Origin of the sequence: Cellulomonas telluris, assembly GCF_004886325.1 — a bacterium.
In the GTDB taxonomy this organism is placed as follows: Bacteria; Actinomycetota; Actinomycetes; order Actinomycetales; family Cellulomonadaceae; genus Cellulomonas; species Cellulomonas telluris.
This window is the reverse complement of the sequence record NZ_QXFN01000002.1, coordinates 433,494-449,197: the sequence shown is the minus strand read 5'-3', so window position 1 is coordinate 449,197 and position 15,704 is coordinate 433,494. Positions and strand designations below refer to the sequence as shown.

At 73.3% G+C, this 15,704-nt stretch carries 5 protein-coding genes; 1 reads left to right on the top strand and 4 read right to left on the bottom strand.

Annotation, left to right across the window (positions count from 1 at the left end; translation table 11 throughout):
* Positions 1 to 13 precede the first annotated feature (13 nt).
* Both FB586_RS07315 and FB586_RS07310 read right to left on the bottom strand, forming a co-directional pair.
* Positions 14 to 3,760, bottom strand: a complete 3,747-nt coding sequence (locus FB586_RS07315; RefSeq protein ID WP_136518654.1) for a nitrate reductase subunit alpha — start codon at positions 3,758 to 3,760, stop codon at positions 14 to 16.
* 52 nt (positions 3,761 to 3,812) lie between these two features.
* Positions 3,813 to 5,057 carry an MFS transporter gene (locus FB586_RS07310; RefSeq protein ID WP_246036607.1) on the bottom strand — a complete coding sequence of 415 codons (1,245 nt, stop codon included), beginning with the start codon at positions 5,055 to 5,057 and terminating at the stop codon, positions 3,813 to 3,815.
* A gap of 373 nt (positions 5,058 to 5,430) precedes the next feature.
* Here FB586_RS07310 and FB586_RS07305 point away from each other — a divergent pair, with 373 nt between their 5' ends.
* Positions 5,431 to 7,785, top strand: coding sequence for a DUF4062 domain-containing protein (locus FB586_RS07305; protein WP_136518653.1), 2,355 nt, complete (start codon positions 5,431 to 5,433; stop codon positions 7,783 to 7,785).
* A 59-nt stretch (positions 7,786 to 7,844) separates the two neighbouring features.
* Here the strand turns inward: FB586_RS07305 and FB586_RS07300 are convergent, their stop codons facing one another.
* Together FB586_RS07300 and FB586_RS07295 are read right to left on the bottom strand one after the other, a co-directional pair.
* Complete coding sequence (locus tag FB586_RS07300) at positions 7,845 to 8,483, bottom strand: DUF4334 domain-containing protein (RefSeq protein WP_136518652.1); 639 nt, start codon at positions 8,481 to 8,483, stop codon at positions 7,845 to 7,847.
* Between the two features lie 165 nt (positions 8,484 to 8,648).
* A complete protein-coding gene (locus FB586_RS07295) occupies positions 8,649 to 15,632 on the bottom strand; it encodes a DUF5979 domain-containing protein (protein ID WP_136518651.1) in 6,984 nt (2,327 codons plus the stop codon).
* Between the last annotated feature and the right edge of the window lie 72 nt (positions 15,633 to 15,704).

Sequence of the window (15,704 nt, the reverse complement as noted above, 5' to 3'; positions counted from 1 at the left end):
GTCGTGACCCGCATCAGTACTCGACCTCCTGCGTCCGGCGCCGCACGACCGTGACCTCGTCCCGCTGGTTGCCCGTGGGGCCGAGGTAGTTGAAGGCGTAGGTGAGCTGGGCGTACCCGCCGACGAGGTGGGTGGGCTTCATGAGCAGCCGCGTCAGCGAGTTGTGGATGCCGCCGCGCCGGCCGGTGGTGCGGGTGCGCGGCACGTCGATGAGCCGGTCCTGCGCGTGGTGCATGTAGACCGTCCCGGCGGGCATGCGGTGCGAGACGATCGCGCGGGCCACGACGACGCCGTTGCGGTTGACCGCCTCGACCCAGTCGTTGTCGGCGACGCCGATGCGCTCCGCGTCGCGGTCGCTCATCCAGATGACGGGCCCGCCGCGGGACAGCGACAGCATGAACAGGTTGTCCTGGTACTCGGAGTGGATCGACCACTTGTTGTGCGGCGTCAGGTACCGGACCGTGACGCCGAGGCCGACGCCGTCCTCGTCGGTCGTGCCGAGCGCGTTCTCGCCGAACAGGGACTGCATGTCCAGCGGTGGGCGGAAGACCGGCAGCCCTTCGCCGATCTCCGTCATCCAGTCGTGGTCCAGGTAGAACTGCTGGCGACCGCTGAGCGTGTGCCAGGGCTTGAGCCGCTCCACGTTGACGGTGAACGGCGAGTACCGGCGCCCGTGCGCCTCCGTGCCGGACCACTCGGGCGAGGTCAGGACGGGCACGGGCGCCGCCTGCGTGTCCGCGAACGTGACGCGCTTGCCCTCGTGCTCCGCCGCGAGGTCGGCCATGCGCGTGCCGGTGCGCCGCTCGGCCTTCCGGAACCCCTGCACCGCGAGGCGCCCGTTCGTCGTGCCGGACAGCGTGAGGATCGCCTCGCACACGTGCACGTCGCGGTCGAGGCGCGGGCGCCCGTCGGCGGCGGCGCCGGGCCGGCCGGCGGGGACGCGCGCGACGCCGTTGCGTCGGCGCAGGAACTCGATCTCGGGGCCGACGTCGAACGTCACGCCCTTGGTCGTCAGGCCGGCCGTGTCCGGGACGGGCCCGAGCGTCGCGAGCTGGGCCGCCACCGCCGGGTAGTCGCGCTCGACCGTGACGATCTTCGGCATGGTCTTCCCGGGGACGGGGTCGCACTCCCCCGCCTTCCAGTCCCGGACCCTCCCGTGCGGGATCGCGAGCTCGTCGGGGGTGTCGTGCAGGAGCGGCACCGCGACGACGTCCGTGCGCCTGCCGAGGTGCGTCTCCGCGAGCCGGCTGAACGTGCGGGCGAGCGTGTGGAAGATGTCGAAGTCGGTGCGGGTCTGCCACGGCGGCGCGATCGCCGGGCTGAACGAGTTGACGAACGGGTGCATGTCCGTCGTGTTGAGGTCGTGCTTCTCGTACCAGGTGGCGGCCGGCAGGACGACGTCCGAGTAGACGGTCGTGCTCGTCATGCGGAAGTCGAGGCTGACGAGCAGGTCGAGCTTCCCCGTCGGTGCCTCGTCCCGCCAGACGACGTCCCGCGGCCGGTGCTCGGGCGGCGCCTCGGTGGCGCGCAGGTTGGAGTCCGCACCGAGCAGGTGGTGCAGGAAGTACTCGTTGCCCTTCCCGGACGAGCCGAGCAGGTTGGCCCGCCAGACCGTGAGCACGCGCGGGAAGCTCTCGGGGGCGTCGGGGTCCTCGGCGGCGAAGCGCAGGGTGCCGTCCTGCAGCCGGCGGACGACGTGCTCTCCCGGGGCCTCGCCGGCGGCCGCGGCGTCGTCGGCCAGGTCCAGGGGGTTGCGGTCGAACGTCGGGTACGACGGCATCCAGCCCGAGCGCGCGGACTGCGCGACGACGTCCGCGGTGGACTTGCCGGTGAGCTGGCCGCTGCCGGTGCGGCCGGCCGAGAGGGTGTCCGCGGAGAACGGGTCATACCGGAACTGGTCGGTGTGCAGGTACCAGTAGGCGGTCTGGATCATCGTGCGCGCGGGCCGCGCCCAGTCGCTGGCCGTCGCGTACATCTGCTGACCCGTCACCGGGCGCACCTTCTCCTGGCCCACGTAGTGCGCCCAGCCGCCGCCGTTGACGCCCTGGCAGCCGGTGAGCGTCGTGAGGGCGAGGAACGCGCGGTAGATCGTGTCGGAGTGGAACCAGTGGTTGGTCCCGGCGCCCATGAGGATCATGACGCGGCCGCGGGACTCCTCCGCGGTCTGCGCGAGCTCGCGGCCGATGCGCTCGGCCTTGGCGGCCGGGACGCCCGTGAACTGCTCCTGCCACGCCGGCGTGCACGGCTGGGAGGCGTCGTCGTAGCCGGTGGGCCAGGTGCCCGGCAGCCCGGGGCGGGCGACGCCGTACTGGGCGAGCATGAGGTCGAGGACCGTGGTGACGAGGTGGCCGCCGACCCGGCGGGCGGGGACGCCGCGGACCACGGTGCCGGCCGCACCGTCCGGGGAGTCGAAGCGCGGCAGGGCGACCTCGACCGCCTCGGTCGCGCCGCCGCCCTCGTCCGCCAGGCTCAGGGCGGGGCGCACGCTGCCGAGGTCGAGGTTCCAGCGGCCCTCGCCGGCGTCGCCGTAGCGGAAGCCGAGGGAGCCGTTCGGCACGGTAGGCGCGCCGGTCTCCGCGTCGACGAGCACCGTCTTGAAGGCGGCGTTCTCGCTGCGCGCCTCCGCGCCGGGCAGGTCCTCGGCGGTGAGGAACTTGCCGGGCGCGTACGCGCCGTCGTCCGTCGGGTCGAGGCGGACGAGGAACGGCAGGTCGGTGTAGCGGGCGGCGTACTCGCCGAAGTACTTCGGCCGCCGGTCGACGTAGAACTCCTTCAGCAGGACGTGCCCCATCGCCATCGCGAGCGCCCCGTCCGTGCCGGGTGCGACCGCGAGCCACTCGTCGGCGAACTTCACGTTGTCCGCGTAGTCCGGCGCGACGGCGACGACCTTCTGCCCGCGGTAGCGCGCCTCGGCCATCCAGTGCGCGTCCGGCGTGCGCGTCACGGGGAGGTTCGAGCCCCACATGATCAGGTAGGCGGCGTCCCACCAGTCGCCGGACTCCGGCACGTCCGTCTGGTCCCCGAACACTTGCGGGCTCGCGACGGGCAGGTCCGCGTACCAGTCGTAGAACGACAGCATCGGGGCGCCGATCAGGGCGTGGTACCGGGCGCCGACGCCGTGCGACACGATCGACATCGCGGGGATCGGTGAGAAGCCGGCGATGCGGTCGGGCCCGTACGTCCGGATCGTGTGGACCTGCGCGGCCGCGACGATCTCGACCGCCTCGTCCCACGTCGCCCGCACCAGCCCGCCCTTGCCGCGCACGCTCTTGTAGCGGCGCGCGACCTCCGGGTCGTCGACGAGGCTCGCCCACGCCGCGACCGGGTCGCCGCCGTGCCGGGCCTTCGCGGCGCGGAACATCTCCAGCAGCACGCCGCGCACGTAGGGGTAGCGGACGCGGGTCGGCGAGTACGTGTACCAGCTGAACGCGGCGCCGCGGGGGCAGCCGCGCGGCTCGTACTCGGGGCGGTCCGGGCCGACCGACGGGTAGTCGGTCTGCTGCGCCTCCCACGTGATGATGCCGTCCTTGACGTACACCTTCCACGAGCAGGAGCCCGTGCAGTTCACGCCGTGCGTCGAGCGGACGACCTTGTCGTGGCTCCAGCGGTCCCGGTAGAAGGTGTCGGCGTCGCGGCCGCCGCTCTGGTGCAGCGTGCGCAGGTCCTCGCTGACCTCGCCGCGGCGCAGGTGGCGGCCCAGCCGGAGGATCGCGTCGGAGGCGGGGCCGTCGAGGCCGGGGCGGGAGTCCTGGGTCGTCACGGGGGCTGCCTCTCGTCGCGTGGGGGCGCTGCGTTCGGGCCGGCGGTGCCGTTCAGGTGCGGTGGGGCTCGCCCTGGGCGTCGGCCCGGGCGGAACGGGCGACGGGCCCGCGGGTGAACAGCGCCGCGCCGAGCGAGACGACGGCGAGCAGCGCGAGGCCGAGCGAGTAGTCGCCGAGCCGGTCGTAGAACGCGCCCATGACGAGGGGCGGGACGAACCCGCCGAGCCCGCCGGCGGCGCCGACGAGCCCGGTGACGGCGCCGACCTTCTCGGGCGGTGCCAACCGACCGACCACGGCGAACGTGGCGCCGGACGACGCACCGAGCAGGGCCGCGAGCCCGAGGAACGCGATCGTGCCGATCGGCATGAGCGGCAGCTCGAGCGCCGCGAGCGCGGCCAGGACCGCGATGCCGACGAACGAGGCGACCAGCACCGGGATCGGCCCGATGCGGTCGGACAGCGCGCCACCGACGGGCCGCATCGCGACCGCGAGGACCACGAAGCCGGCGGTGCGGAAGGCCGCGTCCTCGGGGCTGAGGTCGAACGCGTTGCCCAGGTAGGTCGGCAGGTAGACGCTGAACGCGACGAACCCGCCGAAGCCGACCGCGTAGAGGAACGAGAGCTGGCCCGTCGCGGGCAGCTTCGCCGTCGCCCAGGTGCGGGCGAGGAAGGAGCCCTGCGGGAGGGTGCGGTCCGGGGCGTCCCGGAGCAGAGCCGCCGCGACGGCCGCGTAGAGGACGAGGACCCCGGCGACGATGAGGAACGGCGCCTCCGCGCCCAGGTTGTCGGTGAGGCGCACGGTCGTGAACGCCGAGATCGCCGTGCCGCCCATGCCGATGCCGAACAGCCCCAGCGCGGTGCCGCGCCGGGCCGGCGGGTACCAGGCGTTGACCAGCGGCACGCCGATCGCGAACGTCGTGCCGCCGAGGCCGAGGAAGAACCCGCCGACGATGAGGGACGCGAACGACTCCGCGACGAGCCCGATGAACAGCACGGGCAGCACCGTGAGCAGGCTGACGACGGGGAACATGACGCGGGCGCCGATGCGGTCCGTCAGGGCACCGACCGGGATGCGACCGAGCGAGCCGACGATGACCGGCACGGCCACGAGCACCGACTGCTGGAACCCCGTCAGGTCGAGCCGGTCACGGTAGGCAGAGCCCAGCGGGCTGATGAGCGCCCACGCCCAGAAGTTGACGAGGAACCCGACCGTCGCGAGGACGAGCATGCGGGTGGCGCCCGGCGGGGCCGTCGTCGTCGTGGTGGGTGGCGTCGCCGCCGTCGCGCCCGTGGGCACGCTCGCGTTGGTTCGGCCGGCTCCGGCGCCGTGTGCTCTGCGTTCCGACGTCGACACGTCGGCCCCCTCGCGTCGTCACGAAGACCGACATCCGGGACATCGGTCGCCTGAGGCGACCGTAGCAGCGACGGCCCGCACTCGCCCGATGCCCTGTGCTCCGTAGTGCGGGGCCAGCTGATACCGATTCGGAACGATCAGTACGCCACCCGTCGGCTACTGTCCGCGTGCTCTCAGCGCCCTTGCAGGCGTCCCGCATACCTCCGGGCCGCATAGGGCACTGCGGTTGAAACTCTCGTCAGAAGATCCACCATGGCGGATCGCGTGCGCTAGCCTCCATCGACAGTCAGACGACGACCGCGATTCGGGGCAATCCGTGCATACGAGTGAGCTTGGCGAAAGCCGACGAATCCTATACGTATTCATGGCCTCGCCAAGCGACCTGCCGGCCGAGCGGAAGGCGCTGCGCGACATCATCGCGGCGGTAAACCGTGCAATGAGCCAAGCTCTCCGGATTCAATTCGAGCTGTTGGGATGGGAGGACACCCTTCCCGGCGCAGCTCGACCCCAGGCGCTCATCAATGATGACGTAGATCGGTGCAGCCTATTCATTGGCATGCTCTATAAGCGATGGGGCACCGAGACGGGAGAATACTCATCAGGGTTTGAGGAGGAGTTTGCTCGCGCCTCGGCTCGCAATCGCACCACCAGCGGCAACCCCGAGATCTGGCTCTTGTTCAAGAAGCTACCCCGAGACGAAGCGGTGGACGCAGGGCCGCAACTACAGCGCGTCCTGGACTTTCGGAAGTCCGTCACAGCACAGCGCGAACTGCTATACAAGGAATTCGACGACGCTGAACAACTGCAGGCGCTACTCACGGAATACCTCATGCGGTTCGCATTCCGACAGGCGGACGCGGGCGTCCGAGACGCCGCATATGCACACGTCGGCGACGAGACTAGTCTGACGACGGCGCTCGACATTCCACCTCATGTCATTTCAGGCGCAGCCACCGCCGAGTTGGCCAGTGCCCTGCAGTTCTGGGCCGCCCAGGCGCGCAACCTCAGCTCGACGTACTCGCCACCCGAACAGGGACGCACCTCCATAGCTCGTTTGGCGCTGTTCCAAAGCGCACTATTGGCAGAGTACGGCATGGCACCAAGTATATCGGCACCCCAAGCGGTAATGATGTACAAAATGCGACGAGCCATAAGCCCGACGCATCCAGAGATGCGGATGCTTCTACGCTCAGTTCTTTACGGCGTGCGGGCACCGGCATGGTACTGGTTGCGCTCGTTCGATGCCGCCGAACTGCAGCGGGCGTTCGCAGCTGGCACGTCGTCGAGCGCCGAAGTTCGGCTTCGAGCCAACGGCGCGCGTATGATTTTGAAGCTGTCGCAATTGACTGGCGAAGAGATCGACGACGAGGCACTGAAGACAGCGCTTGCTGGCGTTGATGATCCCGGGCGCCTGCCGGCCGAAGTCGTTGGCGCACTCGAGCGAGCCAACATTAACCAACTCGAAAAGCTGCACGCGCAGGGATCGGCACTTGGGCGCAGAGCGGGCCGCTCGGTTGCCGCAGAGATCATGCGACGTCACGTTGCCGGCGACCTAGAAGTGGCCATACGTCTGTTCATTGACGATTCATCCCTCCCTTCGGCGCCCCTAATCGCCGCCCTCGAGCGGCCTGGTCCTGCTATAGACGATGATCTCGTGGCTACATTGATGGCGAGCCCCCTTCCCGAAGTTCGCGCTGTGGCCGCAGCGGCGCTGGGGCGGAAGGCCAAAGCCGACGCTCCGACTACCACCACGTTGCTTGCATTGTTGCAGGACGAGAACGCCCTCGTTAAGAAGCGGGCCGTGGCTGCGCTTCATCGCCGCCAACACGTGATCGATGAAGCCGCGTTGCGATCCGCATTTCGCCGCGTTGGAGAATTGGACCCTGACGAGGAGGACCAAATCACGTCGACCCAGCTGTCCCTACGACACGGGGCGGCAGTCCTTGACGCGATGGTTGACCTATTTGACCATGACGGTGGTCTCGCTGCATACATGGCACTACTCCGCCTTGAGGGCGGAGTTGATCGCGCCCGGAGCGACCTCGCCGAGAACTTCGAGACGCTCGTTGAGGAAAGCGTCGCGCGAAGTCGATATGCGACCCGCGAGGATGCTGAAGATCGCGGGATAATTGATCTGTACCGCGAGCGCTTCCGAGAAGCGGCTCTGTCGACCCTCCTCCCAGACGCGGAAAGTGCCGACGCAGCCCTCGCGCTCCGGATCGTGGCCGACTCCCATCCCTACTCGAAGGCAACAAGCCTCGCATTCGACATACTTGCACGAGTTGGCGGCGTTGACGAGATGCGCAACCTGGTGGAAGACGATCGAGCAAGGACGGTACGGGGCGAAACGGCGATCTCCGCCATAGCGGCGCGCATACTCGGTCTGCCCATTCTCACGAAGACGTCCGGGTCATTCGCCGCGTCCCTCGTCTTGGCGCAGCCATGTGACGCCATCTCCTTTGCTAAGTCACAGTTGCCGTCGCCAGACGCGCGCGTGAGAGCTGGCGCCCTGGCGATCCTCACTGAACTGGCTGACGACTCCGCGTTGGAAGCGGCGCTCGACGAGCACCTACTCCTGGAACAACCTCTAATCGACGTCATTCTTCGGCTCGACGAGGAACTGTACCTTCGTCGGCGGCTCTCCGCCTCGCGATACGATCCGGCTGAATGATGCCGCTGTCAGCATGGCGAGTGTCTACGTGTGTGCAAGTAGACAGCGACCTGCACCGGCTACGGACGTTCTGACGGCGGATTACCGCTCCTTGGCCCCGCGGCGTCGCTTAGCGCACCATCGAGTGGGGCAGCCGTGGCGGACCGGTTCCGCCGCAGCACGAACACGTACGGCTGCGGCTGCCACCGCATGTCCATGACGCCGAGCACGGTGTCGTCGTCCACGCGCCGGAAGGCGTCGACGATCGGCAGCCGGTCGTAGACCATCGCCGCGGACGGCACCCCGCGGTACGTCACCTGGCGCAGCCGCGCCTGCGGCCGCGACGTCGCGACGAGGGGCCGGACCAGCGCGAAGGCCGGGCCCGCGAGCGCGCGCGGGACGACCGGCGCGACGCGCAGCGCCGCCCGCAGCGGCAGCCACGTCGGCGTGATCGCGACGAGCCGCCCGGCCGCGCCGCGGAACACCAGCGGGTGCACGACGTCAGGCGTCACCATGCGCTTGCCGTACCAGCCGAGCGCCTCCAGCAGGCCGTCGAACGGGTGGCCCGTCGGCACGCCGGTCCCCCGCCACCGGCCGAGCAGGTCCTCGACGGCGACCGGGGGCAGGGCGTCGAACAGCGCGAGCGCCGCGTCGGGCGTCGTCCCGTCCTCGACGGCGCGCAGCCGGCGCCGGGCCTCGCCCGCGTCGAGGGTGGTCATGGCGGCTCCCTCGTCGGCTGGGCGGCTGTTCCGACGCGACGGTACGGCCGTGCCGGGCGCCGCGCGCGTCACGGCAGCCGCGGAGGCCGCGAGCACTCGCGATCACCCCCGCACGCCAGCGGGGCCCCGCCGTCCCCGGCAGGGCCCCGCGTGGGTCGGGCGGCGTCAGGCCCGGCGCCTCCGGACCGCCAGCACGAGGCCGGCGCCCACGGCGAGCAGCAGCGCGACGAGCCCGGCGGCCCGGGCGACGTCGGCGCCGGTGACCGCGAGCGCGGCGCCGGTCCCGGTCCCGGCACCCGCGCCGTCGACGGCGACCGCCGGCAGCGGGTCGAAGGTGTTGACCACCTCGACCGCGGCCTCGCCCGGCTCGGTCGTCGAGGACAGCCCGACGACCGGTGCCCGCACCCCGCTCGTCACGACGTCGTCCGCGTCGCCGACGCGGACCGTCATCGCCGTGCGGGCCGCGCCGCCGGTGGCGGTCTCGGCGAGCACGCAGTCCGCGCCGACGGGCAGCCCGGCGTACGTGGTCGTCGCCCCGGCGCGCAGCTCGCGCACGGCACCACCCGGCACCTCGAGCTCGACGTCCTCGCCGTCGCGGGGCCAGGTGCACGCGAGCTCCACGGTGAACGGTCCCGCGAGGGCCGCGGCCGCCGCGTCGCCGTCGACCCGCTTCGTCACCGCGACGGACGTGAGGTCGAACGTGTTCGTCGCCGTCACCACGGCCGTCGACACGACCTCGCCGGCCTGCGGCGCGGCGATCGCCACGGCGCCGTCGGCGGGTGCCAGCGTCGTGCTCGTCGCCCCCGCGGTCGCCGCCTCCTCGACCCGGCAGGTCGTGCCGACCGGGAAGGTGCCGAAGGTCCGCACCCCGCCCGCGGCGAGCGTGAACTCCTCGTCCAGCACCGTGCCCCCGGCGTACGTGCACACCGCGGTGAACCCGAACGGTCCGGTGCCCCACGTGCCCGCCCCGGCGCCGTCGACGTCCTTGCGGACCTCGAGCACGCCGGCGTCGAAGCCGTTGGTCACCACCACCGCGGCGGGGTCGGCGCCGACGAGCACCTCGGCCTCGCCGTCGCCCGTGGGCCGCACGCCGTCGCCGACGAGGACGACACGGTCGGCGCCGCCGCCGTCGGTCTCCCGCAGCACGCACGTCGCACCGGCCGGGACCACGCCGTCGGGCGTCGTGAACGTCTCGCCGCCGCGCAGCGCGAACGTCAGCTCCTCCGCGGCGCCGTCGAGCGCGACCGGCGCGCCGGTGCCGGCGGCCGTGCAGGTCAGGGCGAACGTGAACGGGCCGAGGTCGCCGGCGGTGGCCTCCGTGTCCACGACCTTGCTGACGCTCAGGCCGCTGTACCGGTAGGTGTTCGTCAGCGTCGCGACCTGACCCGCCGGCACGGTGCCGTCCGCGGCGGCCGGGGCGGCGACGACGACGCGCGCGACGCCGTCCCGCTCCGTCTCGCCGAAGGAGCCGGGCGCACCGTCCTCCGTCACCTGGCACTCCGCGCCGACCGGGACGCCGTCGACGCGTGCCGCGAACCCGCCGGCGGCGTCGAGCGTCACGGCCGCGGCCGCGCCCAGGTCGAGCGGGGCGCCGTCGAAGGTGCACGCGAGGGTCGCCGTGAACGCGTCGGGCGCGTAGCCGGCGGCGGGGCCGTCGACGACCTTGCGGACCTCGAGCGGGCCCGTCGGCACGCGCACGCCCACCGTCGCCGGGGCGATCTTCTTCCACGTGCTCGCACCCGTGTCCCGGTACTTCACGCCGAACTGGTTGACCGCCACGACCTCGTCCGCCCCGGTCACCGGCACCCCGTCGGGGGCGTCGGCCGTCGCGAGGACGTTGCGGGTCGAGAACGTGACGTCGACGTGCTCGCCGCTGCGCAGCGCACCGGCGGCGGACGTGCGCAGGTCGACGCGCACGCGCAGGCCCGTCACGGCCGACCAGTCGGTCGCGTCGGACGCCGCCTGCCACTCCTCGCCGTTCTGCTCGCAGACGGCCAGCGTCGTCAGCCCGCCCCAGGTCGCGACGCACGGCTGCGCGGTCGTCGTGACCTCGGTGACGACCGTCGCACCGGACGGCGCCGACACGCGCAGGGAACCCGCGACGACCTGCGGGCGGTGCGTCGACCCGCGGCGGCTGCCGGACACGATCATCGTGTCGTCCGGCGCCGACAGCTGGTCGAACACCGTCAGCTCGTCGACGCTCGTCGTCCCGCCGTTGACCACGCGCAGGACCCAGTCGTCGACGCCGCCGGCCACCGACCGCGCGATGCACGGGGTGCGGTAGTAGGCGCCGCCGGTCGCGTCGAGCAGCGGCTCGCACTCGGCACCGCCGGCCGTCGCGGCGCCGTCGCCGGCACCCCGCACGCCCTTGACGGTGAACAGGTTCGGGCCGCCGCGCGGGGACACGTGGTCCTGCGCTCCGCAGGTCGTCGCGTCGGCGGCCCACGCGCCCGTGACCGGGCGGGCGGCGTCTAGCGGGCTGCACGCCTCGAGGGTCTCGGCCGTGCGGACGGTCATGGTGTTGACCGCACGGTCGGACTCCGTCAGGCCCGGCTGCAGCTCGAGCAGGAGCCGCACGGTCACCCGCTCGCCCGGCGCCATCGTCCGCGCGTCCTGCGGCCACGTGAGGACCACGTCCGCGCCGTCACGCTCGACCCGCACGTCGGTCCCGAGCAGGCCACCGGGGGTCGTCGTCACCACCGGCGCGGTCTCGCCCGTCCAGACGAGCGACGACGGCAGGGTGTCCCGCAGCTCCGTCACGGTGAGGTAGCCGGTGCCCGTGTTCTCGAACGACAGGTCCCACGGCACGGCGGTGCCCACGTCGACGACGCGGTCGCCGCCGTTCGCGAGCTTGGTGACGCCGATCCGGTGCGTGCCCTCCGACAGGCGCACCAGAGCGGCGCTGGCGCGCTGCTCCGACGCGTCGCCGTCCAGCCGGTCGCTCTGCGCGACCACCGTGTTCTCGACCGCCCGGTCCGCGCCGTCGAGCGTGATCGGCTCGCCGGTGCCGCGCGTGGCGTCCCGCAGGCGGACGTCGAAGACCGCCTGGGCGGCCCAGCCCGGCGCGGGCACGACGGAGGAGAAGAACCCGCCGTCGGCACGGTGGAACGTGAACAGCAGCCCCTGCACGTCGCCGGTGCGCTCGGCGGGCACCGGCAGGGCCAGGGCGTCGGCGGTGGTCGCCGTCCCCTCGACCCACGCCAGGGCGCCGTCCGCACCGAACGGCCCGTACGCGTCGACCCGGACGCGGTCCGCGCCGGCCGGCAGCGTCACCGAGCGCAGACCGAGGAGGTCGAACTCGTCCCAGAACTGCGGCGACGTCGTCGCGTCGTCGCGCAGCCGCACCTCGGCCGGTGCCAGGGTGCTGCGCGGCGCGGTCCCCTGGTCCGCACCGAGCGTCACCGTCACCGGTGCACCGCGCGCGGGCGCCGCGACCGTCGCCGGGCTGACGGACTTCGACGAGGCGACGTTGATCTCGCCGCCGGTCAGCGGCGCGACCGCGCGCGCCGTGGCCGCGGCCAGCACCGTGCCGTCCGGGTCGAGCACCGGGTCGTAGGACTGCGCGTAGGCGGTGTTCTCCGCCTCGACCCGCTGGCCGGCCCGCAGCGTCTGCGGCTCGCCGGTGCTGCGCAGGTGGGTGCGCAGGCGCGTGTCGAGCACGAGGGACAGGCGGTTGCCCTGCGTGAGCGTGCCGCCCGTCGTCGCCGGGTCGGTGCCCTGGAACGTCACGCTCACGCCCACGACGTCCGCGAGCTCGGCCGCGGGGGCGGCGAGCAGCGCGGCCGCGGTCGTGCGCTCGCTGCGGTAGGCACCGCCGTCGCGTCGCAGCACCCACGCGGTCGAGGCGGCGAGGTCGACCTCACCGGGACGCGTCGCGGTGAAGCGGACGTCGACCAGGTCGAACCGGTCGAACACCGAGGCCGTGCCGCCCGGCGCGAGCCAGTCCACGCCGGCGACGAACGGGTCGGCCGTCGGGTCGTCGAGCGCGCACGGGTTGCCCTGCACGTCGACGTCGGAGCAGGCCGGGTCGGTCACCCGCACGTACGACGCCCGCGCGACCGAGTCGTTCCACGCCGTGACGGTGAACGTCCGGGTGGGCATGTCCTGCGGCGCGACCGTCCCCGCGCGGGGCACGTGCACGTCGCCCCCCGGGGCCACCTGCTTCTCCAGCCGCACGAGCGGCGTGGCGTCCGTGATGCGGATGTCGTCGTGCGCCGTCACGGAGGCGACGGTGTCGTCCGGGCGCCGCCCGTCCACGCGCACGGTGTTGCGGACCACGCCCGCGTCGGCGGTGTTGTAGGTCGCCCGGCCGGTCACCCACTGGGTCGCAGAACGCCGCACCTCACGGACCTGCCAGACCAGCCCGAAGGAGCGGTCGGTGGACGCCGCCGCGACGCCGCTGCCGGGTGCGGGGGCGTACGGGTCGAGCGCCGGGCCCGGCTGCGCGGCCGCGGTGCGCGCGGCCGTGTCCTCCGCGAGCACCAGGCGCGCGCCCAGGGCGTCACGCCGCTGGTCGGCCGTCAGCGTGTGGCCGACGAACCCGGAGGCCGACATCCAGCCGCCCGCCGGCGCCGGCACGGAGGCCCACTCGGGGCCGCCGGCGCCGGGCAGCAGCAGCTGCACGTCCGTCACGGTGTCGTAGCGCAGGTACCAGCCGTTCGTGAACGGGCCGGACGCGTAGGCGACCGGCGCGATGCGGACGAGGTCGAACGCGTCGGCCGTGGTCGCCTCGACGGGGGCGACGTCGGCCGGGTCGCTCACAGCGACCTCCGCGAAGCCCGCCGCGGTGCGCCACGTGAGCGTCGTCGTCCGCTGCTGGCCGGACTGCGCCGCGACCGTGACCGCGGACCAGCGCTTGCCGGCGTGCACGCTGCCGTCGCCGTCGGGGGCCGGCTGCACCGCGGCGTCGTCGCCGGCGTCGGCGTCGTCGTCCACGGCCGTGCCGCCCGCGGTGGTGCCGGCCGCCTGCGCGACCGCGGCGTTGGTCACCGTGGTCGTGCCCGCGGGGAGCGCCCCGCCGGTCCGCAGGGTCGCGCGCGCCTGGGTGACGACGTACGGGGTGACCGCGGTGTTCGCCGCGAACCCGTCCGCGCTGGTCAGGTCGAACGCGATGCCGGTGACGTCGGTGAGCGCGACGCCGCCCGGCAGCCCGGCGGCCAGCTCCGACGCGTCGAGCGCGAGCAGCCACGACTCGGCGCGCGCCGCCTCCGTGCGCACCGTGTGCCACGTGCCGACGGCCGTCTGCGCCCGGACCTCGACCGCGGTGCCGGACGGCACCTGCGTGGGGGCCACGCCGGTCAGGTCGAACGCGTTCCAGAACCCGGACGCCGCACCGTCCCAGGCGTCGGTCAGGTCGAGCCGCTCGGCGGTGACGTAGGAGGACGAGACGGCCATGGTGCCGTGCAGCTCGGCGACCACGCGGTCCCCGGGCCGCACCGCGGAGCCGGGCCGCACGGTCTTGACGAGCGTGACGTCGATGGCCGCGGGCACGACGGTCAGGCGTGCGTCCGCCCCGTCCTGCGCGGTCGCGCCGTTGGGTGCGGTCACGACCGCCGTCGCCGCGTTGTCGTGCTCCCGCGTGGCGCCGTCGGTGCGCTCGTCGGTCTGCACCACGAGGTCGGCCCGCGCGAGGTCCCCGCCCGGCTCGATCGCGCCGGTGAAGACGATCTCCAGACCGGTCGCCGTGCCGCCCGACGGCGGCGCGGGCACCTCGCCCTCGCCGAACGGGACCTCGGCCGTCCCGCCCCCGGCCAGGTGGTAGACGACCGACGCGGCCGTCGCGCCCGTCGGCCACGCCGGGGCCCCGGCGAAGCCGGTCAGGCGGACGTCCGTGCCGAAGAAGTCGAGGTCGCGCACGCGCAGCTCGCGCACCGCGACGTCCGACGTGTTCGCCGCGGTCAGCGTCAGGGTGCTGCTCTCCCCCGCCGAGACGCGCGCCGGCGTGAAGGTCTTCGCCACCTCGGTGCCCAGGCGCGCGGGGTCCACCCGCTGCGCGGCCCGCGCGGTGCGGGTCACCGGTGCGGCGCCGTCGCGCTCGAGCACCGTCGCGGCGACGACGTTCTCGGTCGTGCGGCTCGCGAGCGACAGGTCGGCACCGGTCTCGCGGTGCTCGGCGCGCTGCGCGACGGCGAGGTCGAGCGCGAGCTCCGCGCCGACCGGCACGTCGTCCCCGGCGCAGGTCACGCGGACGCCCGCGACGTCCGCCGGGTCGACGCCGGCCGGCAGGGCGAGCCCGCCGGTGCCCGGCACCCAGGTCCACGCGCCGTCGCGCCGCACGTACGCGTCGACGCTCACGTCGGTGCACTGCGCGGGCACCGACACCGCCGACAGCCCGGTGAGGTCGACGACGCTGAACGGGTTCCCCGCGGCCAGGGCGGTGGCGCCCTCGGGGGCGTCCTGCGGGTCCTGCAGCACCAGCCGGTCCACCGGCACGTTGGAGGTGTTGCGGGCGGTCACCCGGATCGTCGAGGGCGCGCCCGGCGAGAACGCCTGCGGCGACGGCGTCCACGACTTCGTCGGGGCGACGTCCACCACCACCGGCACCGTCACGTGGACGGTCGCCGTGCCGTCCGCGGGCGCGGAGTTGGTCGCGTCGACCGTGGCGACGTTGTCGAGCGTGACGTCGGTGCCGGGCGGCAGGTCGGTCGGCACGACGAGCGTCATCGCGACCGTGAACGTCTGGCCCGACTGCATCCCCGTGCCCGCCGGGCTCGTCGTGGCCTGGGTGAACCGGACCGACAGCGCCGTGTCGGCGGCGACGCGCGCCGGCGCGTCGGACCCGGACCTGCCGTCCGACGTCCACGTCGGCTCGTACGTGAGGGCGGGGTCCGACGTGCGGAAGGTGACGTCCCGGAGCGTGTGCCCCGCGAGCTCGCCCAGCGTGTCGACCAGGACCGCGTCGAGGCAGGACTCCTCCGAGCAGGTGACCTGGACGCGGTAGGTGTACTCGTCCCCCGGGGCGAGCTCGGAGCGGCTCACCGTCTTGGTGAGGGCGAGGAACTCCGGCTCCGCCGCGGCGGCCGGGGCCGTGGCCAGCGGCAGCGCCAGCGCCCCGACGAGCACGGCGGCGAGAGCGGCGGACCAGCCACGGCGGGCGCCGCGACGGCGGGCGGGACGGCGCACGGGCACGCGCGCGGGGACGGCAGGCACGAGGGCACCTTCCGGTGGGGTGGTGGGGACGGCTCACTGTCCCCTTCGGCACCACGCGGCCCCGGGTGAGGG